The organism is Streptomyces sp. NBC_00876 (assembly GCF_045207435.1).
Lineage (GTDB): Bacteria > Actinomycetota > Actinomycetes > Streptomycetales > Streptomycetaceae > Streptomyces.
The window spans coordinates 7,461,468-7,483,203 of the sequence record NZ_CP108800.1 but is presented as its reverse complement, the minus strand read 5'-3'; the positions used below and the strand labels follow the sequence as shown (position 1 = coordinate 7,483,203).

Annotated in this window: 21 protein-coding genes; 2 read left to right on the top strand and 19 right to left on the bottom strand. The window is 69.6% G+C overall.

Features of this window, described 5'->3' with window-relative positions; translation table 11 throughout:
• Positions 1–8: 8 nt before the first annotated feature.
• Positions 9–1,088 carry an ABC transporter permease gene (locus OG782_RS32755; RefSeq protein ID WP_406457237.1) on the bottom strand — a complete coding sequence of 360 codons (1,080 nt, stop codon included), beginning with the start codon at positions 1,086–1,088 and terminating at the stop codon, positions 9–11.
• Complete coding sequence (gene ligD, locus OG782_RS32750; RefSeq protein WP_406459396.1) at positions 1,085–2,095, bottom strand: non-homologous end-joining DNA ligase; 1,011 nt, start codon at positions 2,093–2,095, stop codon at positions 1,085–1,087. Before ligD ends, OG782_RS32755 begins: the two co-directional genes overlap by 4 nt.
• Before the next feature lie 97 nt (positions 2,096–2,192).
• On the opposite strand from ligD, the gene OG782_RS32745 reads away from it, so the two are divergent.
• The gene (locus tag OG782_RS32745; RefSeq protein WP_406457235.1) at positions 2,193–3,257 is read left to right on the top strand and encodes an ATP-dependent DNA ligase; all 1,065 of its coding nucleotides are present in this window, start codon (positions 2,193–2,195) and stop codon (positions 3,255–3,257) included.
• A gap of 83 nt (positions 3,258–3,340) precedes the next feature.
• Here the strand turns inward: OG782_RS32745 and OG782_RS32740 are convergent, their stop codons facing one another.
• The 14 genes from OG782_RS32740 to OG782_RS32675 all read right to left on the bottom strand — a co-directional run bounded on the left by OG782_RS32740 (position 3,341) and on the right by OG782_RS32675 (position 16,775).
• Positions 3,341–4,570: a lytic murein transglycosylase gene (locus tag OG782_RS32740; protein WP_406457233.1), complete on the bottom strand. Its 1,230-nt coding sequence runs from the start codon at positions 4,568–4,570 to the stop codon at positions 3,341–3,343.
• 22 nt (positions 4,571–4,592) lie between these two features.
• Positions 4,593–5,336: a hypothetical protein gene (locus tag OG782_RS32735; RefSeq protein WP_406457231.1), complete on the bottom strand. Its 744-nt coding sequence runs from the start codon at positions 5,334–5,336 to the stop codon at positions 4,593–4,595.
• A gap of 38 nt (positions 5,337–5,374) precedes the next feature.
• Positions 5,375–5,905, bottom strand: a complete 531-nt coding sequence (locus tag OG782_RS32730) for a nuclear transport factor 2 family protein (protein WP_406457229.1) — start codon at positions 5,903–5,905, stop codon at positions 5,375–5,377.
• A 95-nt stretch (positions 5,906–6,000) separates the two neighbouring features.
• Complete coding sequence (locus tag OG782_RS32725; protein WP_406457227.1) at positions 6,001–6,726, bottom strand: hypothetical protein; 726 nt, start codon at positions 6,724–6,726, stop codon at positions 6,001–6,003.
• Entirely contained in the window at positions 6,723–7,244 is a 522-nt protein-coding gene (locus OG782_RS32720) for a hypothetical protein (protein ID WP_406457225.1), read from the bottom strand. The genes OG782_RS32725 and OG782_RS32720 overlap by 4 nt, the downstream gene beginning before the upstream one ends.
• Complete coding sequence (locus OG782_RS32715) at positions 7,241–8,503, bottom strand: MCE family protein (protein WP_406457223.1); 1,263 nt, start codon at positions 8,501–8,503, stop codon at positions 7,241–7,243. The genes OG782_RS32720 and OG782_RS32715 overlap by 4 nt, the downstream gene beginning before the upstream one ends.
• Positions 8,503–9,657, bottom strand: coding sequence for an MCE family protein (locus tag OG782_RS32710; RefSeq protein ID WP_406457221.1), 1,155 nt, complete (start codon positions 9,655–9,657; stop codon positions 8,503–8,505). Before OG782_RS32710 ends, OG782_RS32715 begins: the two co-directional genes overlap by 1 nt.
• Complete coding sequence (locus tag OG782_RS32705) at positions 9,654–10,769, bottom strand: MCE family protein (RefSeq protein ID WP_406457219.1); 1,116 nt, start codon at positions 10,767–10,769, stop codon at positions 9,654–9,656. The genes OG782_RS32710 and OG782_RS32705 overlap by 4 nt, the downstream gene beginning before the upstream one ends.
• Position 10,770: 1 nt before the next feature.
• Positions 10,771–11,790: an MCE family protein gene (locus OG782_RS32700; protein ID WP_406457217.1), complete on the bottom strand. Its 1,020-nt coding sequence runs from the start codon at positions 11,788–11,790 to the stop codon at positions 10,771–10,773.
• Positions 11,787–12,818, bottom strand: coding sequence for an MCE family protein (locus OG782_RS32695; RefSeq protein WP_406457215.1), 1,032 nt, complete (start codon positions 12,816–12,818; stop codon positions 11,787–11,789). The genes OG782_RS32700 and OG782_RS32695 overlap by 4 nt, the downstream gene beginning before the upstream one ends.
• Positions 12,815–14,128, bottom strand: a complete 1,314-nt coding sequence (locus tag OG782_RS32690) for an MCE family protein (protein ID WP_406457213.1) — start codon at positions 14,126–14,128, stop codon at positions 12,815–12,817. Before OG782_RS32690 ends, OG782_RS32695 begins: the two co-directional genes overlap by 4 nt.
• Complete coding sequence (locus tag OG782_RS32685) at positions 14,128–14,931, bottom strand: MlaE family ABC transporter permease (RefSeq protein WP_406457211.1); 804 nt, start codon at positions 14,929–14,931, stop codon at positions 14,128–14,130. Before OG782_RS32685 ends, OG782_RS32690 begins: the two co-directional genes overlap by 1 nt.
• Before the next feature lie 3 nt (positions 14,932–14,934).
• Positions 14,935–15,783: an MlaE family ABC transporter permease gene (locus tag OG782_RS32680; protein ID WP_406457209.1), complete on the bottom strand. Its 849-nt coding sequence runs from the start codon at positions 15,781–15,783 to the stop codon at positions 14,935–14,937.
• Positions 15,780–16,775 carry an ABC transporter ATP-binding protein gene (locus OG782_RS32675; RefSeq protein ID WP_406457207.1) on the bottom strand — a complete coding sequence of 332 codons (996 nt, stop codon included), beginning with the start codon at positions 16,773–16,775 and terminating at the stop codon, positions 15,780–15,782. The genes OG782_RS32680 and OG782_RS32675 overlap by 4 nt, the downstream gene beginning before the upstream one ends.
• Positions 16,776–17,799: 1,024 nt before the next feature.
• Here OG782_RS32675 and OG782_RS32670 point away from each other — a divergent pair.
• On the top strand, positions 17,800–17,982 hold the full coding sequence (locus OG782_RS32670) for a hypothetical protein (RefSeq protein WP_406457205.1): 183 nt from the start codon (positions 17,800–17,802) through the stop codon (positions 17,980–17,982).
• A 144-nt stretch (positions 17,983–18,126) separates the two neighbouring features.
• Here OG782_RS32670 and OG782_RS32665 read toward each other — a convergent pair whose 3' ends face one another.
• The 3 genes from OG782_RS32665 to OG782_RS32655 form a co-directional block, all read right to left on the bottom strand.
• A complete protein-coding gene (locus OG782_RS32665; protein WP_406457203.1) occupies positions 18,127–19,002 on the bottom strand; it encodes a RimK family alpha-L-glutamate ligase in 876 nt (291 codons plus the stop codon).
• A gap of 241 nt (positions 19,003–19,243) precedes the next feature.
• Positions 19,244–20,203 carry a hypothetical protein gene (locus tag OG782_RS32660; protein WP_406457201.1) on the bottom strand — a complete coding sequence of 320 codons (960 nt, stop codon included), beginning with the start codon at positions 20,201–20,203 and terminating at the stop codon, positions 19,244–19,246.
• Positions 20,204–20,263: 60 nt separating this feature from the next.
• On the bottom strand, positions 20,264–21,709 hold the full coding sequence (locus OG782_RS32655) for a DUF6801 domain-containing protein (RefSeq protein WP_406457199.1): 1,446 nt from the start codon (positions 21,707–21,709) through the stop codon (positions 20,264–20,266).
• Positions 21,710–21,736: the final 27 nt, after the last annotated feature.

The following is a 21,736-nucleotide window of genomic DNA, read 5'->3' as shown; positions in this document are numbered from 1 at the left end:
TCGTGGGATCAGGTGGCCGTGGCCTCGTGCTCAGGCATGTGGTCGCGGCCTCCCTGCTTGCGGCGGGTGCCCACCCAGAAGACCGTGCAGGAGACCAGGGCCCAGCCCGCGAGCACCAGGAACGGGAAGATCCGCTGGTGACCCTGGTAGTAGACGGCGGTGTGCTGGGCGTTGACGGAAGCTCCGGGCGGCAGCCAGCGTCCGATGTGCCCGAGCACGGACGGCAGCAGCGGCCAGGACACGGCTCCGCCGGAGGACGGGTTCCCCAGGAGCACCATCAGGCCCCAGGTCGGGATCATGGCCCATTGCCCGATCAGGGTCTGGAACATGAGGAAGACCATGCCCGTGGTGAACATGGTGAACGACAGGATCATCCAGGACTCGAAGAACGGCAGTTGGACGGCGCCCAGCAGCCAGTCCACCACGGCGGCGATGCAGAACCCGCCGAGCAGCGCGTAGGCGATCGTGAACGCGATCCGTTCCGGCGGCAGCAGGCCCTTGGCGTGCACTTTCATCTGGGTGGAGCCGACGAAGCCGATGACGACTGCGGCGAGCGTGATGTAGAAGAGCGCGAGTCCGCGCGGGTCGCCCTTGTGAAGTGGCTTGACGTCGACGACGGCGATGGGGATGTCGAGCGCGTGCCCCACCTTCACCGCGGACTCCGTGAGCACCTGGGCGACGGCGGCGCCGGAGGCACTGGCCACATCGAGTGCCACCCCGCGGCTGCCGGACCGGATGATCGCGAAGACCTGCTGTTCCTCCAGTGCCTCGCGGGCCGCGGCGGGAGTCGCGAAGACATGGATGACGAGGGAGGCGTCCAGGGCCTTGTCCATCGCGGCGACGAACTCCTTGCCCCGGGCCGTGTCCGGCTGGCTGACCACCGCGGTCGGAATCCGGTGCGGGGTCGGATTGGCCATCGCGTACGTGTAGGAGCCGGCGAAGAGTCCGGCCGCGGCGGCGAGGATGAACACCAGGACGGTCGCCGGGTAGTAGGGCGACTTCTTGAACTCCGCCCATTTCTGGCCCCGGGTCAGTGGCCGGCCGTGCGCCCCGTGCGGATGCTCGGTCTCCGGGCCGGACTCGCTCATGCCTCGTCGTCCCCGTCGTGGCGGGCGCGGCTGGGCTGCACCCGCTTCGGTTCGCCCGGCATCTTCGGGTACTCCGGCGGATAGGGCATGTCGCCGAGGCCGCGCTCCTTCTCGTCGCGGTCGGCGAGCTCCAGCAGTGCGTCGATCCGGAAGGCCTCCTGGTCCATGTCCGCGTGCACATCACCCAGTTCCGCGAAGCGCACCGGCATGGTCCGGATGTCGAAGTCGCGCGGCCGTGCGTCGTCGATCTCCTCCCAGCGCAGGGGCGCCGAGACCGGGGCGTGCGGGCGGGGGCGTACGGAGTAGGCGGAGGCGATCGTGCGGTCCCGGGCGGTCTGGTTGAAGTCGACGAAGATCCGTTCGCCTCGCTCCTCCTTCCACCAGGCGGTGGTGACCCGGTCGGGCATCCGGCGCTCCAGCTCGCGCCCGGCCGCGATGGTCGCCCGCCGGACCTCGGTGAACGTCCAGCGGGCCTCGATGGGGACGAAGACGTGGATGCCGCGGCCGCCGGAGGTCTTGGGCCAGCCGCGCAGCCCGTGGTCGTCCAGGACGGAGCGCAGTTCGTGGGCGGCCCGGACCGCGTCGGCGTAGTCGGTGCCGGGCTGCGGGTCGAGGTCGATGCGCAGTTCGTCGGGGTGGTCGGTGTCACCGCCCCGGACGGGCCAGGGGTGGAAGGTGAGCGTGCCGAGGTTGGCGGCCCAGATGACGGCGGCCACCTCGGTGGGGCAGATCTCGTGGGCGGGGCGTCCGCTGGGGAAGGCGATCTCGGCGGTGGGGATCCATTCGGGGAGGTTCTTCGGGGCCCGTTTCTGGTAGAAGAACTCGCCCTCGACCCCGTCGACGAACCGCTGGAGGGTGGTGGGCCGGTTACGCAGGGCGCGGATGATCCCGGGGCCGACGGCCAGGAAGTACTCGGCCACGTCCCTCTTGGTGTAGCCCTTCTCCGGGAAGTAGATCTTGTCCGGACTGGACAGCCGGACGGCCCGCCCGGCCGCGTCCAGTTCCACCGCTTTACCCGCTGATGCCATGTCGGCCACGGTAGGCCGGGCGCACATATGCCGCATATCGGAGGACTCCGCTCGCCGTACGGTCCACAATCGGGGCATGGACCTGCCGGTGATGCCGCCCGTGAAGCCGATGCTCGCCAAGCCCGTGAAACGGATCCCGCCGGGCATGCAGTACGAGGCGAAGTGGGACGGCTTCCGGGCGATCGTGCACCGGGACGGCGACGAGGTGGTGATCGGCAGCCGCACCGGCAAGCCCCTGACCCGCTACTTTCCCGAGCTGGTCGGCGCGGTCCGGGACAACCTCCCGCCGCGCTGTGTCGTCGACGGCGAGATCGTGATCGCGTACGACGGGCGGCTGGACTTCGACCGGCTCAGTGAGCGCATCCACCCCGCCGACTCCCGGGTGCGGCTGCTGGCCGAACAGACCCCGGCGAGCCTGGTCGCCTTCGACCTGCTCGCGCTGGGCGACGACTCGCTCCTGGAGACCCGCCAGTCCGACCGCCGTGCGGTGCTGGAGGCCGCGCTCGCCGAGGCCTGCGCCCCGGTCCATCTCGCCCCCTCGACCACCGACCCGGCCGTGGCCCAGGAGTGGTTCGAACGGTACGAGGGGGCGGGGCTCGACGGGGTCGTGGCCAAGCCGCTCGATCTGCCGTACCGGCCGGACACCCGGGTGATGTACAAGATCAAGCACGAGCGGACCGCCGACTGTGTGGTGGCGGGCTACCGCTTCCACAAGAGCGGCCCGGTCGTCGGCTCGCTGCTGCTCGGTCTGCACGACGAGGCGGGTGTTCTGCAGCACGTGGGCGTCTGCGCGGCCTTCCCCATGAAACGCCGGGCCGAGCTGGTCACCGAACTCGAACCCCTGGTGACCGATGTCGCCGGCCATCCCTGGGGGTCCTGGGCGGACGCCGAGGCGCACGAGCACGCCCGGATGCCCGGCGCCCCGAGCCGCTGGTCGGGGAAGAAGGACATGTCCTGGGTTCCGGTGCGTCCGGAGCGGGTCTGCGAGGTGGCGTACGACCACATGGAGGGCAACCGGTTCCGCCACACCACCCAGTTCCGCAGGTGGCGGCCGGACCGCACCCCCGCCGGCTGCACCTACGCGCAGCTGGAAGAGGTGGTGCGGTACGACCTGGCCTCCGTGCTGTCGGCGGACGGCTGAACGATTCCGCCGGGATCGGACGGCGGACGGCTCAACCGGTCCCCCGGGATCAGCAGGGGGACGGCTGAACCGGTCCGCCGGGATCAGCCGGCGGCCGGCGGCACCGAGGCCGTGGAGCAGGGTTCCCCGGTCTCCGTCGGGTCCGGCGACGGCGACTCGGTGGAGCCCGTGGTGTCCGTCGGGTCCGGCGACGCGGTGTCCGTCGGGCAGCCCGGACCGGACGGCGAGGTGCTCGGGTCGGGGGTGGTGCCCGGGTCGGGAGTCGTGGAGGGATCCGGGGTGCTGGAGCCGGTGTCGGTGGGGTCGGGCGACGGGCCCGGGTCGGTGGAGCCGCCGGGGTCCGGGGAACCCGACTCGCCGGGCGTGGGGCCGGGGGATCCGGGAGTCGTCGGGTCCAGCGAGTGGCTGGGCTGCGGACCGACCTCGATGCCGCCGCCGTCACCGTCGCCGGTGCCGGGGCCGCCCACGGGGCGCTTGGGCTCGTTCGGGCTGCCGGCGCCGGGGCTCTTGGGGACGGTGCCCTTGCCGTCGGCCACCGCGTGGGTGCCCTTGCGGTAGAACTCCAGCCAGGACAGCACGGTGCGCAGATAGGTGTCCGAGTGGTTGTAGCTCAGGATCGCCCGGTCGAGATCGCCGCCCACCGTCAGATCGCGCGACCCGGCGCAGAGATACGCTCCGGCGGCCAGGGCCGCGTCGTAGACGTTGCTCGGGTCGCTGCGTCCGTCGCCGTTGCCGTCCCTCCCCCAGTGCGCCCAGGTCGAGGGGATGAACTGCATCGGGCCGACCGCCCGGTCGTAGGTCTTGTCGCCGTCGTACGCCCCGCCGTCGGTGTCCGGGATGTTCGCGAAGCCGGCGCCGTTGAGCACCGGTCCCAGGATCGGGGAGAGCGTCGTGCCGTGGACGTCGACCCGGCCGCCGCCCGCGTGCCCGGACTCGACCTTGCCGATCGCCGCCAGTAACTGCCACGGGAGGCGGCAGCCCGGGTCACTGCGCCCGAGCGCGCTCTGCGCCTTGCGGTAGGCGGCGAGGACGGTGGCCGGAATGCCGGCCTCGGCCCACGACTGGACGGCGGCCGGGCTCCGTTCGACCCCGGCCCTCGGCGGCTCAGGGCTCTTCAGGGGCGGGAGTTCGGTGTGGTACGAGTCGTCGTTGGGTACCTCCGACCACTTGACCTCGTCCGTCTCCCTGGTCTGCTTCTGCGGCTTGTCCTGTGCGACGAGTCCCGGTGCCTGGGACGCGGTGAGCGCTGCCATCGCGGCGACGGCGGCCGCGGTGCCGCCGAGTCCGCGGCGCATGGTGCCGTTGAACCTCATGCGTGCTCTCCTCTCCCCCGGGTCACCGGGTGAACGTGTCGATGGCGGATATCCGCCAGGTACCACCCCGGCGGACGGCGTCCACGGCGAACATGGCCGCGGCGTACGTGGTCTCCTCGGACTTGCCCGTACGGGTGTTGCTCTGGTCGGCGAAGATCAGCAGCCGGGCCCGGTCGCCGTCGAGCAGCTCCACGCCGCTCTCGGTGACGGTCGTGGTGAGGACGAGCTTCTGCTTGGGCGCCTGCGCCCGTACCTCGGCGAGCATGTCCCGGTGCTGCTGGACCGCCCTGCCCGTGAGATAGGTCTTCACCGCGGCGTCGGCCTTGGCGGGCGAGGCGTAGTTGTACGAGAACACCGCGCCGACGGCCTCGGTGATCTGCCCCTTCACCTCGCTGGTGCGGCTGATGTCGGTGAGCGCGGTGTTCTGCCGGCTCGGGTCGTCACGCAGACTGCCGGCGGAGGTGAACGACCAGACGGCGAAGGCGCCGAGCAGCACGGTCGCGGCACACAGCACGGCGGGCAGCCGGATCCGGAGGCGAGGTGGCCGGCCCGGCCGCGGCTCCTTGCTCTCCGGCTTCTCCGGCTTCTCCTGCGGTTCCGCCTCGCCATCGGCGGCCTCCACGCCGGCTGCGTCCTTGCCGGTGTTGTCGTCGGGCAGCTTCCCGGGCTCAACAGGGTTGGGTACGGGGGCGGGTGCGGCTGTGCGTTCGGCGGCGACGGTGGCCAGGCGGCGCTGCCGGTTGACGAGGTGACGGGTCGTCGACATGTCCGGGGTTCCTCTCGGTGCGGGGCGAGTCGGTCGGGTCAGCCGGCGGTGTTGCCTACGGGCGCCTGGCCGAGGGCGCTGAGTTTCCACCCCTCGGAGGTACGGGTGAGCTGCCCCAGCATCCGGCTCTCCTTCACCGCGGGCTTCCCCTTGGGCGCGGTCACGGTGACCCGCAGCGCCACCATCACGCCCGCCTTGCCGGCCCGGTCGTCGAGCTCGGTGACCGCACCGGACAGCACCTTGGCCGTGCTGACGGTCTTCGCCGCCTGGATCTGTTTCACGAACCCGTCGCGTCCGTCGATGAGTTGCTGGTGCAGGTCCCCGGTGGTGGAGTCCTCCCAGCTGTCGAGTCCATCGGCCAGCCGCTCGTGATCGAGCGTGTTCATGTTCTGCACGGCCTGCTCGCCTGCGGCCAGTACGTCGTCGCGGGCCTGGGCGTACGCCGCCGAGCCGTCGTGCGCCGCCTGGTACCGGGACACCCCGCCCCAGCCCGCGGCGCCGGCCGCCGCGACCGTCAGCACGATCGCTGCCGCCACCAGCGGATTCCTCGTCATCCGTACCCGTGCCATTGCTGCCTCTCCCTGCCGGCCGGTCTGTGCTGTGCTGTGCTGCCTGTGCGGTGCTGTGCTGCGTGCGCTCGGTGCCGCCTGCGGCCGCTGCCGCGCTATCTGGAGGCGATCTCGACGATCGTCCAGTGGTCGTCGCGGAGTCGGGCGGTGACGGAGAGCTGCGCGGCCGCCCTGCTGGCGGCCTTGCCCTTGCGTTCGTAGACCTGGTCCAGGAAGACGAGCAGGTGGGCGCTGTCGTGGGTCAGCCTGGTGACTCCGGCGCGTACGACATGGGTGGTGAGCGTGAGTTTCTGGTCGGCGGCCTGCTTCTCCACCTGGCCGAACAGCGCCGCGTACTGCTGGAGTGCCTTGCCGGCGAGGAGCTGCTTCGCGGACTCCTTGGTGACGGCGGTGGCCTCGGGGCTGTAGGAGAACACCTTGCCGATCGCGTTGGTGACGTCCCCCGCGACCCGGGTGGTGGCCTGACTGTCGGTCAGCGCCCGGTTGGAGGTGGCAGGGGTGTCGCGCAACTGGCGTCCCGCGGCGAAGAGTCCGCCGCCGGCCGCGAGCAGCGCGACCACCAGCACCCCCGCCACCACCCGCAGCCGGCGGCGCCCCGCACCCGGTGCCGGATCGCCCTCGCCGGACCCGGAGTCACCGTCCGCCGGGATGTCCGCCGCGGTCTCATCCACCGCGGTCTCGCCCGTCGCGGCCTCGTCCGCCGCGGCCTCATCCGCCGCGGCCTCATCCGCCGACGCCTCGCCTGCCGTGGCGTCGAGTTCCCCGGTGTCCTCCACATCCGTGCCGGTGGTCACGACCGCCGCCCCTCCCTGCCGCTTCATGTGCCGCTCCCGACCGCGATCGCCGTGAGCGCCTTGACCTTCCAGCCCGCCGCGGTCCGGGCGAGGGTGGCCTCGAAGCGTTTGCGTTCGGTGCCGCCCTTGCCGGTGCGCGGGGTGACCTCGACATCGACGGTCGCGATCATCTCGGCGGTGCCGGTCCGCTCGTCGAGGGCGGTGAGGGCCGCGTCGGTGACCTTCCCGCGCGCCGTGGAGCCGGACTTCGTCAGCTCGCCCGCGTCCTTGCTCCGGGTGCGCTTGAGCTGTTCGTGCAGCGGACCGGTCGAGGAGTCGAGCCAGCCGCCGAGTCCGGCGTTCACACTCCTGGCGTCCTTGCCGTCCAGGCTGTTGAGCCGGGCGAGGTGCCGCTTCCCGTCGGCCAGGGCGGCGTCCCGGCTCTTGGCGTACGCCAGGTCCTCGTCGCCGCGCGCCTGTGCGTACGACCAGCCTCCCAGTGCGCAGATCAGTACGGCGGCGAGCAGCACGGCCCAGCCGCTCAGAGTCCTCGTACGGGGTGTCATGCGCCGCCTCCCTGGCCGAGACCCAGCAGCCCGGCCATGCCGTCGACGGCCGGGGCGGTGGCGGCGGGGACACCGAGCGCGCCGGGGAGCCGGTGATCCGCGTCGTCGGAGAGGAGCATCGAGCCGGGTATGGCCGGTGCGGGCAGTGCCCCGCCCTTCGGGGCGTTCGCGCTGCCGCGGACGTTGATGCCGGTTCCCGGTGACGAGGTGCAGCGGGCCCTGGTGTTGAGCGCGGGGCCGGCCGTGACATCGAGGCCGTTGCGGTAGGTCGTGGCGCCGTAGCCCGAAGTGCAGGGCAGCGGCTCGAAGAAGGTGACCGACATCCCGAACCTGGCACCGTTCTCGTCGACCGCGCTGGAGCCCGCCGCCACGACGGCGGGGAGCTTCACGAGCAGTTCCTCCAGCCCGCGCTGCCGGGTGACGGCGACGTCAGAGGTGGTGAGGAGGTTGGCGACGACGACACCGAAGCTCGGGTCGAGGTCCCGCAGCAGTCCGCTGATCTGAGCGGTCGCGTCGGGGGCGACCGTGATCAGCTTGCGCAGATCGGTGTCGGATCCCTTGAGCGTTGCGGCGAGTTCCTTGGCGCCGGAGGCGAAGCCCTTGAGCGCGTCGCCCTGTTCGGCCTGGGTGCGCAGCACGGTCTCGCCGTCGACCATCAGCCGGGTGTTGACGGGCAGTGCGTCGTCGGCGGCATCGACGAAGTCACTGCTGGTGTCCAGCAGCACCTGGAGGTCGTCGCCGCGCCCCTCGAAGGCGGTGCCGAACTCGTCGACGACCGTGCGCAGCGACTCCAGGTCGACGGAGCCGGCGAGATCGTCGACGCTGGTGAGGACGTCGGTGACGGGTGCCGGAACGGTGGTGTCGGCCTGGTCGATGACGGAACCGTTGGCCAGGTACGGGCCCTCGGTACGGGTGGGCCGCAGGTCGACGTACTGCTCGCCGACCGAGGAGAGGTTGGCGACGACGGCCTTCAGTCCGTCCGGGATGGACGGGGCGTCCTTGTCGATGCGCAGTTCGGCCTCCACCCCGTCGTCGGTGAGTTCGATCGGTCCGACCCGGCCCACGGACACGCCCCGGTAGGTGACGTTGGAGTGGGTGAACAGGCCGCCGGTCCGCGGGAGCTGGACCTTGACGGTGTAGTAGCTGCGCATGCCGATGTAGTGGCCGAGGTCGGCGTAGCGCACGCCCAGGTAGCCGAGGACGAGGACCGCTATGACGAGGAAGGCGATGTTCTTGAGCCGGATGGCCGGGGTGATCATCAGCTGCTCCCCTTCGTGCTCGAGGTGACCGAGGGAAGGGGCAGCGGCAGGGCCGCGCCGGACCTCTGCGCGGTGCCGCCGGAGACAGCCGGGGGTGTGGTCCCGGCCGGTACGATCGGCGGAATGATCTGTGTGCCGGGCATGGCCGTCACATCCAGGTAGACGTTGAGGTAGTCGCCCTTCACCCCGCGCAGCACCTCGTCGGTGAACGGATAGGTGAGCAGCACCTGAAGGGAGTCGGGCAGGTCCTGTCCCGAGTCGGCGAGGGCCTGGAGGGTGGGCGCGAGGGCCTGGAGGTCGGCGATCATGTCGGCCTTGCTCTTGTTGACCGTGTCGACGGCGACGGTGGAGAGCGTGTCGAGCGAGCGGAGCATGGTCATGAGTGATCCGCGCTGCTTCTCCAGGACCTTCATGCCGGGGGTGAGCCCGGTGAGGACCGTGCCGACGTCCTGCTTGCGGGTGGCGAGGGTGGCGGAGAGCCGGTTGACGCCGTCGAGGGCGTCGGTGATGTCCTCCTTGTGCCCGTCCAGGTCGGTCACGAGGGTGTTGACCCGCTTGAGCATGGAGCGGACCTGGGGTTCCTGCCCGGTGAGCGCCTTGTTGAGCTCGGTGGTGATGGTCTTGAGCTGGTTGATGCCACCGCCGTTGAGGAGCATCGACAGGGCGCCGAACACCTCCTCGACCTCCGGGTTCCGGTTGGTGCGGTTGAGCGGGATGCGGTCGCCGTCGGCGAGGGCCCCCTGGGCGGTGCCTGCGGCGGGCGGGGAGAGCTGGATGTACTTCTCACCGAGGAGGCTGGACTGCTCCAGGTGCGCGTAGGCGTTCGCGGGCAGTTTGATCTTTCCGTTGACCCGCATGGTGACCTTGGCGTTCCAGCTGCCCGCGGCCAGGGAGATCTTGGTGACGCGGCCGACGGCCACGTCATTGACCTTGACCGAGGACTGCGGGGCGAGGCTCAGTACGTCCGCGAACTCGGCGGTGATCTCGTACGGGTGGTCGCCGAGGTCCGCGCCGCCGGGCAGGGGCACCTGGTCGATGCCGGTGAATGCGGGCAGGTCGACCGTGGTGGCGACCAGTGCGAGGCCGACGCCCACCGCGAGCACGGCGGCGACGCCGGTCGTGCGGGCGCCGGGTCTGCGCAGCGCGCGGCTCATCGCTTCGCCCCCTTCTTCTGCGTGGCGGTCTTCTCGGGGGTGCCGTAGACGGTGCCCACCGCGGGCAGCGGCAGCGAGGGCAGTGCCTTCTGCCGGGCGGCGTCCGCGGGTGCGAGGCCGGTCAGGCCGGCGGACTCGTCGGTGAGCGGTCCGCCCATCGAGAGTTCATTGAGGTTGGTACGGCCGTTGAGCGTGCGGTTCAACGGGTCGTACGCGTTGAGCACGTTGTCCGCGGCGAGCGGCAGCGTGTCCATGGACTCGGCGAGCGAGGCGCGCTGGTCCACCAGGGTCTGGGTGATCGGGACCAGGGCGTCCACGTTCGCCTTCAGGGCGCCGCGGTTCTTCTTGATGAAGGTCTTGACCTGGCCGAGCGCCGTGCCCAGCTCCTTCAGTGCGGCGCTGAGGTTCGCCTTGTCGTCGGCGAGGAATCCGGTGACCGAGTTGAGCTGCTGTTCGGCGTCGCGGACGTTGCCGTCGTTGTCCTTCAGCATGGTGGTGAAGGTCTGCAGGTAGGAGAGGGTGTCGAAGAGGTTGCCGCTGCTCTTGTCGAGGGTCTTCGTCGCCTTGCCGAACTGCTCGATGGAGTCCCCGATGGCCTTTCCGTTGCCGTCGAGGTTCTTCGCGCCGGTGTCCAGGAGCTCGGCCAGCGCGCCGTTCGCATTGGCTCCGTCGGGGCCGAGCGCGGTGGAGAGTTCCGTGATGGAGGCGTAGAGCTGGTCGACCTCGACCGGCGTCGCGTTGTTCGTGGCCGGCAGTTCGGCCTCGTCCGCAAGGACCGGTCCCCCGGTGTAGGCGGGGGCGAGCTGGATGTACCGGTCGGCGACCAGGCTGGGGGCGACGACCACGGCGTGCGCTTCCTTGGGCACCTTGACGCCCTTGTCCACGCGGAGTGTGACCTTGACCTCCTTGCCCTTCGGCTGCACCGATTCGACCCTGCCGACCTTCACTCCGAGGATCCGCAGGTCCGATCCGGCGTACACCCCGGTGGCCTGGTCGAAGTAGGCGGTGACGGTCGTCGTGCCCTCCTCGTCCATGGCCATCACCCCGGTGGTGGCCGCCACGGCCACGACGGCGAGTCCGGCGCCGATGCCGACGATGCGCGTGAGTCTCATGTCAGCGGCCGCCTTGCTGCTTGGGTGGCATGCATCCGGTCGCCGGAGGTGTGCCTGCGGGCAGGTAGTTCCTGGGGACGACCCCGCAGACGTAGTTGTCGAACCAGCGGCCGCTGCCGAGTGTGTTGCCGACGAGCCGGTTGTACGAGCCGGCCAGTGACAGCACCTTGTCGAGGCTCTTGCGGTTCTTCACCAGGACGGCGGTGACCCGGCCGAGCGAGTCCAGGGTCGGCTTCAGCTGCTTGTTGTTGTCCGCGACCAGACCGGTGAGCTGGCTGCCCAGGTCCCTGGTGCCGGTGAGCAGCAGATGGATGGAGTCGCGGCGGGCCTGGATCTCGCCGAGGAGCAGGTTGCCGTCCTCCAGCAGGGTCTCGAAGCTGCTCTTCTTGTGGGCGAGGGTCTTGGTCAGCTGCTTGCTGCCCTTGAGGAGGGTGGCCAGCTGGGCGTCCCGTTCGGAGACCGTCCTGGACAGTGCGGAGAGCCCGTCGGCGGCGCTCTTCACGTCGGGGGGCGAGTCCTTGAAGGTGGCGGAGATCGTCTCGAAGCTCTTGGCGAGCTGCTGGGTGTCGATCTCCCCGATGGTCTCGCCCAGTCCGTTGAAGGCCTGGGTGACGTCGTACGGGGAGGTGGTGCGGCTCGCCGTGATGCGTTCGTCCGGGTCCTGGGGTCCGGTGCCCAGCGGGTCGACGGCGAGGTACTTGTCGCCCAGCAGCGTCTTGATGGCGATGCCCACGGTGGAGGAGTTGCCGATCCACGCGTCCTTGACCCGGAAGCTGACCTTGACCTTGGCGCCGTCGAGGGAGACTCCGGTGACCTCGCCGACCTTGACGCCGGCGATCCGTACCTCGTCGCCCTCGCCGAGGCCGGCGGACTCGGTGAAGTCGGCGGTGTAGGTGGTGCCGCCGCTGATGAAGGGCAGTGAGTCGGCGCGGTAGGCGCCGAAGCCGACGAGGGCGAGGACGAGGAGTCCGACGATGCCGACGGCGACGGGACTGCGTTCGCGCAGGGGTCTGATTCTCATGCCAGGCACCTCGGCTGGGTGATCGCGATGCCGGTGGGCGGCGCGCTGCCGTCCTCGGTCGTCACACCGCTGATCCTGGCCTCGCAGAGGTAGAGGTTGAGCCAGGAGCCGTACGAGGCGAGGCGGCTGATCGCCTCCATCTTGGCCGGGGTCTTCTTCAGCATGTTCTCGATCTGCGGGCTGCCCTTGTCCAACTGGTCCGACAGCCGGCCGAGTTGCCTGATGTCGTCCTTGAGCGGCTTGCGGCCGTCCTGGAGCAGATCGGCGGTGACCGTGGTGAGCGCGCCCATCGCGGTGACCGCCTCTCCGAGCGGTTTGCGGTCTCCCGAGAATCCCGTGACGAGCTTCTGGAGCGTGTCGACCAGGTCGTTGAAGCCGGCTTCCCGGTCGTTCACGGTCTTCAGCACCGTGTTGAGGTTCTTGATCACCTCGCCGATCACCTTGTCCTTGGCCGCGACCGTGCTGGTCAGGGAGCCGACGTGCTGGAGGATGCTGTCGACGGTGCCGCCCTCGCCCTGGAGTACCTGGACGATGGAGCCCGCGAGCTGGTTGACGTCCGGCGGGGACAGCCCTTCGAAGAGCGGCTGGAAGCCGTTGAAGAGCTGGGTCAGGTCGAGCGCCGGGGTGGTGCGGGAGAGCGGAATGGTCGCTCCGGCGGCGAAGCTCCTGCCGACCGGTCCCGCGCCCTGGTCGAGGTCGATGTAGCGCTGGCCGACCATGTTGAGGTACTTGACCGACGCGGTCACCGAGGCGGGCAGCTTGCGTCCCTTGCGGACGGCGAAGCCGACCTCGGCGAGCCGCTTGTCGGCGACCTTGATGGACTCGACCTGTCCGACCTTGACCCCGGCGATCCGGACGCTGTCACCGACGATCAGTCCGGTGGCGTCGGTGAACCTGGCCCGGTACGTGGTGGTGTCCCCGACCCCGGTGTTGGCGATGGACAGCCCCAGTACGGTGGTGGCCAGAACGGTCACCACAATGAAGACGATCGATTTCGCGAGCGGTCCCGCGAGGGAGCGGCGCTTCACTTGAGCTTCACCTCCGCACCGCGGAAGGCCGGACCGATGAGCACGCTGCTCCAGTCGGGCAGGGTCTGCGGCTGGACTTTCAGTGAGGGAGCGACCAGCTCGTTGACGAGCCGGCTCTCCTGAGGCGAGTTGGGCATGCCGAGTGCGGTGTCCCGGCCGGTGGGCGCGGCGGCGGTCTGTTCGCCGGTGTCCGCCTTGTCGCCGGGGGCGAGCGAGGCGGCGGCCCGCCCTGCGGCGGTCGGCGCGGTCGTCCCGACGTACGGCACGGAGTAGCAGTGCGGTCCGCCGGTGGCGTCGTACACCGGGGTGTCCTTGCCGGGCACGTACTTCCCCCGGGACTTCACGGACTTGACGCTGACGTGCAGGCCCGGCTGGTCGGTTCCCTTGCCGAGGGCCTTGTCCATGGCCGGGACGAATCCGGCCACGGTCCGCAGCGTGCAGGGGAATTCGTCGGAGTACTTCGCCAGGAGTTCCAGCGTCGGCCTGCTCGTGGCGGAGAGCCGGATCAGGTTGTCCTTGTTCTCCTGGAGGAACGAGGTGACGTCCTGCGCGGTGGCCGTCGTGGAGCCGTAGAGGTCGGCGAGTTCCGCCTGCTGATCGGCGATGGTGCCGCTGGTGGTGGTGAAGTCCGTGAGCGCGTCCAGGACGTCGGGGGCGGCGTCCCCGTACACCCTGGTCACCTTGACGAGCTCCTTGATGTCGGCGTTGAGCGTGGGGAGCTGGGGGTTGAACTTCTGGAGGTGGGCATCGAGCGTGACGAGGGTGTCGCCGAGCTTCTCGCCGCGGCCCTGGAGTGCCTGGGAGACCGCGTTGAGGGTGGCGGAGAGCTTCTCCGGCTTCACCGCGGTCAGCAGCGGCAGGACGTTGTCGAGGACCTCTTCCAGCTCGATGGCGTTGCTGGAGCGGTCCTGCGGGATGACGGCCCCGGCCCGCAGGGTCTGTGCGGAGGGCACGGCCGGCGGCACGAGGGCCACGAACCGTTCGCCGAACAGGGTGGTGGGCAGCATCTGGGCGGTGACGTCGGCCGGGATCCGGTCGAGCTGGGCGGGCTGGATCGCCAGGGTGAGCCGGGCGCCCTCGCCGTCGGTCGCGATGTCGCGGACCTGTCCGATGACGACGCCGCGCAGCTTCACGTCGGCGTTGTCGTGCATCTCGTTGCCGACGCTTCCGGTGCGTACGGTCACGATGGCGTCGTCCGTGAACTGCTTGTCGTACACGGCTACCGACACCCAGATGAGCAGGGCGGGCACCAGCAGGAAGGCGACTCCGGCAGTTCGGCGGCGGGCCGACTGCGTGGTCCGGTTACTCATCAGCCGGCCACCTTCACGGTCGTCGTGGCGCCCCAGATGGCGAGCGAGAGGAAGAAGTCGGTGACGCTGATCAGCACGATCGCGTTGCGCACCGACCGGCCGACCGCCACACCCACTCCGGCGGGTCCGCCGGAGGCGTGGTAGCCGTAGTAGCAGTGCGCGAGGATCACCATCACGCTGAAGATCAGCACCTTGAGCACCGACAGCAGTACGTCCTGCGGGGAGAGGAAGAGATTGAAGTAGTGGTCGTACGTGCCCGCCGACTGTCCGTTGAACAGGACCGTGACGTAGCGCGAGGCGAGGTACGAGGAGAGCAGCCCGATCGCGTACAGCGGGATGATGGCGACGACGCCGGCGATGATGCGGGTGGTGACGAGGTAGGGCATGGAGCGCACGCCCATCGACTCCAGGCCGTCGATCTCCTCGTTGATCCGCATGGCGCCGAGCTGGGCGGTGAAGCCCGCGCCGACGGTCGCGGAGAGGGCGAGCCCGGCGACGAGCGGGGCGATCTCACGGGTGTTGAAGTAGGCCGAGATGAAGCCGGTGAAGGCGGCGGTGCCGATCTGGTTGAGGGCCGCGTACCCCTGGAGGCCGACGACGGTGCCGGTGGCCAGGGTCATCGCGATCATCACGCCGATGGTGCCGCCGACGACACCGAGGCCGCCGCTGCCGAAGGCGACCTCGGCGAGCAGGCGCTGCACCTCCTTGAGGTAGCGGCGCAGGGTTCTGGGGATCCAGACCAGGGCCCGTACGTAGAAGGTGAGTTGGTCACCGGATCGGTCGAGCCAGCTGAGCATCGACATCGGTCAGCTCCCCTTCGCGGGGACGATCTGGAGATAGATCGCCGTGAGGACCATGTTCACGAAGAACAGCAGCATGAAGGTGATGACGACGGACTGGTTGACCGCGTCGCCGACGCCCTTCGGACCGCCGCGCGGGTTGAGGCCGCGGTAGGCGGCGACGATGCCGGCGATGAATCCGAAGATCAGGGCCTTGATCTCGCTGATGTACAGGTCGGGCAGCTGCGCCAGCGCCGAGAAGCTCGACAGATAGGCCCCGGGGGTGCCGTGCTGCATGATCACGTTGAAGAAGTAGCCGCCGAGCGTGCCGACGACGGAGACGAGGCCGTTGAGCAGGACGGCGACCAGCATGGTGGCCAGCACCCGCGGGACGACGAGGCGCTGCACGGGCGAGACGCCCATGACCTCCATCGCGTCGAGCTCCTCGCGGATCTTGCGCGAGCCGAGGTCGGCGCAGATGGCCGATCCGGCGGCCCCGGACACCAGCAGCGCCACGATGATCGGGCTGGCCTGCTGGATGACTGCCAGGACGCTGGCGCCGCCGGTGAACGACTGGGCGCCGAGCTGCTGGGTGAGCGATCCGACCTGGAGGGCGATGACCGCGCCGAACGGGATGGAGACGAGGGCGGCGGGCAGGATGGTGACGCTGGCGACGAACCAGAACTGCTCGATGAACTCCCGTACCTGGAAGGGCCGGCGGAAGGTCTCACGGCACACGGTCCCGGCGAGCGTGAACAGCCTCCCGGTCTCGCGCAGCGGGGCGAGCAGCCGGGTCGGGCGTCTCTCCTCGGGGACCTTCGGCGGCACCCGGTCCGCCGGCGGCTCGGGGGGCCGCACCGGCATGGGGGCGGTCACGGGCGCCCACCGCCCGCCGCCGGGCTGTAGCTGTTCAGGATGGCGGTACGGGCGGCCTCCGGCAGCTGCCCCATCATCGCCATGACCCGCTCCCGGCGGCGCAGGGCGCCCTGCCGTACGGGAAGGCCCGGCGAGGGCTCCAGCTGCGGGACGACGGTGCGCGGGGCGTTGGCCGAACTGATGCCCCGCCCGTAGCCGTTGAGCTCCTCGGCGGCGAGGGTGGCGGCGTCCTTCTCCTCGGACATTCCGATGGGCCCTTCGCGCCGCCCGGCGAGGAACTGGGAGACGACGGGCAGATCGCTGGTCAGCAGCACCTCGCGCGGCCCGAAGGTGACGAGGTTGCGGCAGAACAGCATCCCCATGTTGTCCGGGACGGTCGAGGCGATGTCGAGGTTGTGGGTGACGATCAGCATCGTCGCGTCGATCTGGGCGTTGAGGTCGATCAGCAGCTGCGAGATGAACGCGGTGCGGACCGGGTCGAGTCCGGAGTCCGGCTCGTCGCAGAGAATGATCTGCGGGTCCAGGACGAGTGCGCGGGCCAGACCCGCCCGTTTGCGCATTCCGCCGGATATCTCGCCGGGAAGTTTGTCCTCGGCACCGAGGAGGCCGACGATATCGATCCGTTCCATGACGATCCGGCGGATTTCCGATTCCCTTTTGCGGGTGTGTTCACGCAAGGGAAAGGCGATGTTGTCGAAGAGGGACATCGACCCGAAGAGCGCACCGTCCTGGAACATGAGCCCGAACAGCTTCCGGGTCTCCATGATCTTCCGCTCGGGGCTGTTCACCATGTCGACGCCGTTGATGAGCACGCGCCCCTGCTCGGGCTTGAGCAGGCCGATGATGGATTTCAGGAAGACGGTCTTGCCGGTACCGGAAGGCCCGAGCATCACGCTCACTTCGCCGGCGGGCAGGGTGAGGCTGACGTCCTGCCAGATGTTCTGCTTGCCGAAGGATTTCGTGAGGCCTTCAACGACTACTTCGATTCCCATCGGCCCTCCCTCGACGTATCGGTGAACGAAGTCATCTGTCAGCGCTCCGGCTCTGAGAAATCCAATGGCGGCTCGTCACACATGCACCAGGAGGCGCACGTTATGTCCGTCGAAACCGCCAGGACAAGCCGTTGAACAGCGGAAATCGACGAACCAGGTGCTCGGTGTGGATCACTTGTCACCGAGTGACAAAGCCGCTCACGGGCTTTGTCGGAATCTGCGCAAGATCTCCGGCGTGCGAGTCGGGGACCCCACGGTCCATGGGGCCGGATCCAGGGACCCCGACAGCGGGATCGCCCCCCCCTGGACAGAGGGTCAGGGGCTGAGGCGTCCCGTTGCGGAGTCCGGGTCAAGGGGGGCGCGACCTGGACTCCATGTGCGTCGAACGGGCAGTTACGGACGCGTTTCCGCGATGCCCACCTGGGACGCTACGGCTCAGTAACCAGCCTTCGCAATAGCGGTTCCTGAACTTTTTGCACGGTGATTGCGGGGCGCACTGTTCTTGTCCGGCATTGAGTAATGGGCGCCGGACACTTATTGAAAAGTGAGTCCTTTCGAGCCGCGCTACGGACCGGTTCAGCATTCGCTGCGCATAGGAGCTCACCACAGGATCCAGCTGGAGCGCACCGGCGGAGCGCGACCGGCGTAACGATTCGGCCGTTCGCGAGGGCGCGGACAGCGGACGGTCGACCGTGGACCGCGGGCGATGCGTGGTCGGCACCGACCGAGTCGTCACCCAGCCCTTCGCCCCGGTCGACAGGGTCCCGGTCGTCGCGTGCGGGGCCGGCCGGCCCACGCCGGGTCACGGATCGGCAATGTCAGCACCCGCTTTCCGTAACGCTGGCACATTGGATTGACCGACCAGCGAATGGGGCCCCCAATGCCGTCTCCGAATCCACCTCAGCCGCCTCGCGGGGCACAGATATACCTCGACAGCAACACAACCCTGACAGTCGGCCAGTGGCACACTCCCGCGAAGGGCGCAAGCATTCAGACCATCGACGGCACGGGCAAGCGGATCACCGTGACCCGATTATTCGCCACCGGCCTGTTCGCCTTCGCCCTCAAGAAGAAGACGGGTGCGCTGTCGGTCGTGATCTGCGGAAGGGACGGAGACAGCACAACGGTGAAGGTCTCGGCCAAGAGGGCACAGGACGTCATGGCCTGGGCCGTCGCCTTCAACGGCTGGTCCGAAGCCAATAGTTGACCGGCGCCGTTCCGCACCCGCACGTCTGCCTGTCGCTCACACGGCGGTCCGCAGCCACATGTCTCCTGTCGCTCACACGACGGTCCGCAGCCACATGTCTCCTGCCGCTCACACGGCGGTCCGCAGCCACATGTCTCCTGCCGCTCACCCGACCGGCCGGGCCTGTTCGGCGACGTAGCGGGCCATTTCATGGGCGACGGTTCGGCCGGTGAGCGTCGGCAGGCCGACGACGACTCCGCAGTTCGTGTTGCATTCCAGGATCACCGGGCCATGCCCGGGGCTCTCCAGGATGTCCACGCCGGCGATGCCCAGTCCGCACGCCTGCGCTGCGCGCACGGCGAGTTCGACGGCTGCCCGGTCGGGCCGGATCGCGACCAGCGCGCCACCGAGACCGCTGTTGGTGCGGAAATCACCCTCGGGCGCATGCCGCCGGTAGGCGGCTATCACCTGGCCGCCCACCACGATCAGCCGTTGGTCCGTACGGTCCGCGGCTTCGGCGAAGGGCTGGACGATGCGTGCATCCAACGCCCCTGGATCCACTGCCAGTTCTACCGAGATCGCTTCGGTGCCGGTGCGACGGATGACACCTTGGCCGCTGTGACCGGCACGGGGCTTGAGCACCAGGTCCTCCCCCAACTGCTCCATGACCGCGCCCGCGTCGGCTCCGGGAGGTACGAGCAGGGTGGGGAGGACGGGAACCCCGTGCTCCAGCAGGCGCTGGGTGCAGAGCCATTTGTCGCGCCCGGCACGCTGGGCGGACGGTGCGTTCACGATGAGGTGTCCCCTGCGGGCCAGTTCCTCCTGGACGTCCAGGCTCCACAGGGCGGAGGCACGCGAGTGCGCGACGTCGGCCGCCGGCGCCGGCAGCAGCACCCGGCCCCCGGCAACCGGCAGGACGTTCCGCAGATGCCGCACGCGTACGTGGTGACCGAGGCCGACATGCGCGTCGGCCAGCAGGGTCACGCCGTGCTGCGGCGGATCCTCCGCGACCAGGAGGTCGACACGGAGCGGCCGGGTCATGTTGCTCCTCGTGCGTCGCGGCGGGATACGCGGTGCTCATGGAGCGCCACCCAGGTACCCGGGCCCTGCCCGCGATCATCGGGAGATCGTCGGCGAAGCCCGGCACGGGACAGACGATAGTCATCGCGAGCCTGTGAGTCCGCGAGATCCGGATCTTCACCGGGCGCCCTCACACGGTGGCCCCGCCCCGAACCGATACGGGGGGCGGGGCGCACGCATGGACTTTCCGGCCGGTGAGGGCCTACTGCACCACTCCGGCGTGCCAGCTGTCCGAGAGCGCCTGTCCGGCACTGGGCGCGGAGCTGCCCGGGGCGGTCAGGCCCGCCGTGTAGGTGGAGGCGTTGTTCAGCACAAGGTTGTTGTTGCCCGCCGCCGACGGAAGACCCGTCTTGAGGTTGACCGCCCAGTTGAGCTCGCCGAGGGTCAGCGGCCCGCAGCCGCTCACGGCCGGTACGGCGAAGCCGCTGTCCCCCTGGTTGTTGCCGGTCAGGGCGACGCGGTTCAGCAGGCCCCTGGTGTTGGGGGTGCCACTGGCATCGAAGCGCTGGCTGGCCAGGGCCGGCGCCGTGAGGTTCTGCGGACGCAGCACGACCGGGCTGGAGCTGGTCCCGATGTAGCACTTGGATCCGAGGAAGGTGTTCTCCAGGTGGATCCGGACCGGGATGTCCACGATCACCTTGCCGCTCTGCATCCCCGCGCTCAGATCGAAGTTGCTGGGCGTACCCGCGGACTCCACCGTGGCGACGACCCGGTTGAGGTTGACGTCTGCCAACTGGTTACAGATTCCGGAGATCACCGGTACGCCGTTGGGGCACATGATTCCCAGCAGGCCGCCGGGAATCTCCGTCGGCGCGCCGATGATCGAGCCACCCTGGGGCGCCACGACCCGGGCAACCCCGGTCGACGCGTTGCGGACGACGCCGAACTGAAGGTCGTTCGCCCCGGTCGTCGCCGCGGTGTTGCCGAGCTTGATGGAGCCGCTGTCGGAGTGCGAGGCCACGCATATCGCGATGTCCGTCGACCCGTCCGCCGCGAGCATGGCCGGGTCGTCGACCGGGCACCGGCTGAAGGGCGCCCAGTTGCCGTTCATTGCCTGGGCGGAGGCGGCGCTCGCCGGCGAGGTGCTCAGCGGAATGCCGACGGCCACCGCCACCAGCGCACCGAGAAGAGCGGGTCTGACACGGCTCGGGGCAGCACTCATGAAGGGGTCCAGCCTTTCTGGAGGAGAGTGGGTCAGTGTTGCGGCGCGAGTGCGCCTGCTTCAGCGTTCGGGAGTGGGCTTGGTGGGCGGGCAGACCGACTTGGGGTTGCTCTCCACGCAGAGCGGAGCCTGCGTCATCTTGACGTAGTTCCCCTTGCCGGACACCGAGGCGGTGAACACGCTGTCCAGATCCTCCGTGACGCCGCATCCGCTGAAGGGAGGTACTTCGGCATACCCCGTGAGGGGTCCGCCGCCGACCACGGTGTACCCCGACGGCGGCTTCGGCGGCCGGCCTCCCGTCGCCCCGTCGCCCCTGAGGTTCAGGCGCATCGGCCGGGCGGTACGGCACTGCGAGCCGACGTCGAGCGGCACTCCGTTGACCTTCACGTCATAGAGCCGGACCGACATGTCGGCGGCCGCGATGGTCGTCTCGCGGAACCGCATGTCGGGGTCCCGCTTCCGCCACGCCATGGTGGCGATGTCGATCTTTCCGTCGAGAGTCATCTCGACCTTCGCGGTGGTCGGCATGAATCCGAAGGTGAGGAACGTCGCCTCGGTCGGCGGCATCTGCGGCTTGCCGTGGTAGTCGAGTGTCGCGTCCGTCATGAGCCAGGTGGCCGTGTCGTCGGAACAGACGAGGTTGGCGCTCAGCGCGTAGTTCATGCGCAGGTTGAGGAATCCCGGGTCCTTGAACAGCATTGCGCCGTTGAGCTTCTCGGCGTTCGAGTAGCCCCCCATGTACCCGCTGCCGCTGATACCGCCGGTGGGCGGCGGCACCGGCTTGGGCTCCATGCCCGGAGGGAAGTAGCAGCCTTCCGGCGGCAGCGCTTTGCCCAGCGGGACCTCGCCCTCCCCTGCGGTGGCCTTCTGCGACCGGCGCCCCGGAGGGGATATCTCCGGACCTGGCGGCTCCACCGCTGTCGAGCCCGATGGCGTCTCCACGGCTCCGGCCGGCACACGGACGGTCCCCAGCTCCACCGGCCCGCCTTCGGCCGGCTTGCAGGAGACAGGGAACGACGGCTGTGCCGCGGCTGTCCCGTCGGCCGGATCCGTGACCAGTTCCAGATCGAGTTGCCCCAGGGTGAACGCGATGTCGCCGCTCGACCGCGGGGTGATGGTGGGCACGGCCCCCGTGGCCCGTACCCGCACATCGTCATCCGCGGCGACGGTCGTTTCGGCGATAGCCAGGTTCTGCCAGGGCACTTCGGTCGTTTCGCCGCGCTGCGTCACCTCGGTGAGGAGTTGCGTGACGCCGGACACCTGCTTCGCGCCGGTGCCGAGGAAATCAGCGAGGAACGTGCGGGGCAGGGTCAGCGAGACGGTCACGTCCTCGGGCTGGATCACCGAGCCGGTACTGGACGTCACCGGCAGCCCGGCCGACACCTGTACGGCAACCGGCTGGGGTCCCCCCGGGAAGCCGCAGGTGTAGGTGAGCTCGGCCGACGCCACTTGCGTGTCGCTCGCGGAACCCGTTCCCGGCACGAGACCTGCCGCCAGAGCCAGCACGCCGACGGTACCGACATGCGCCGCCCG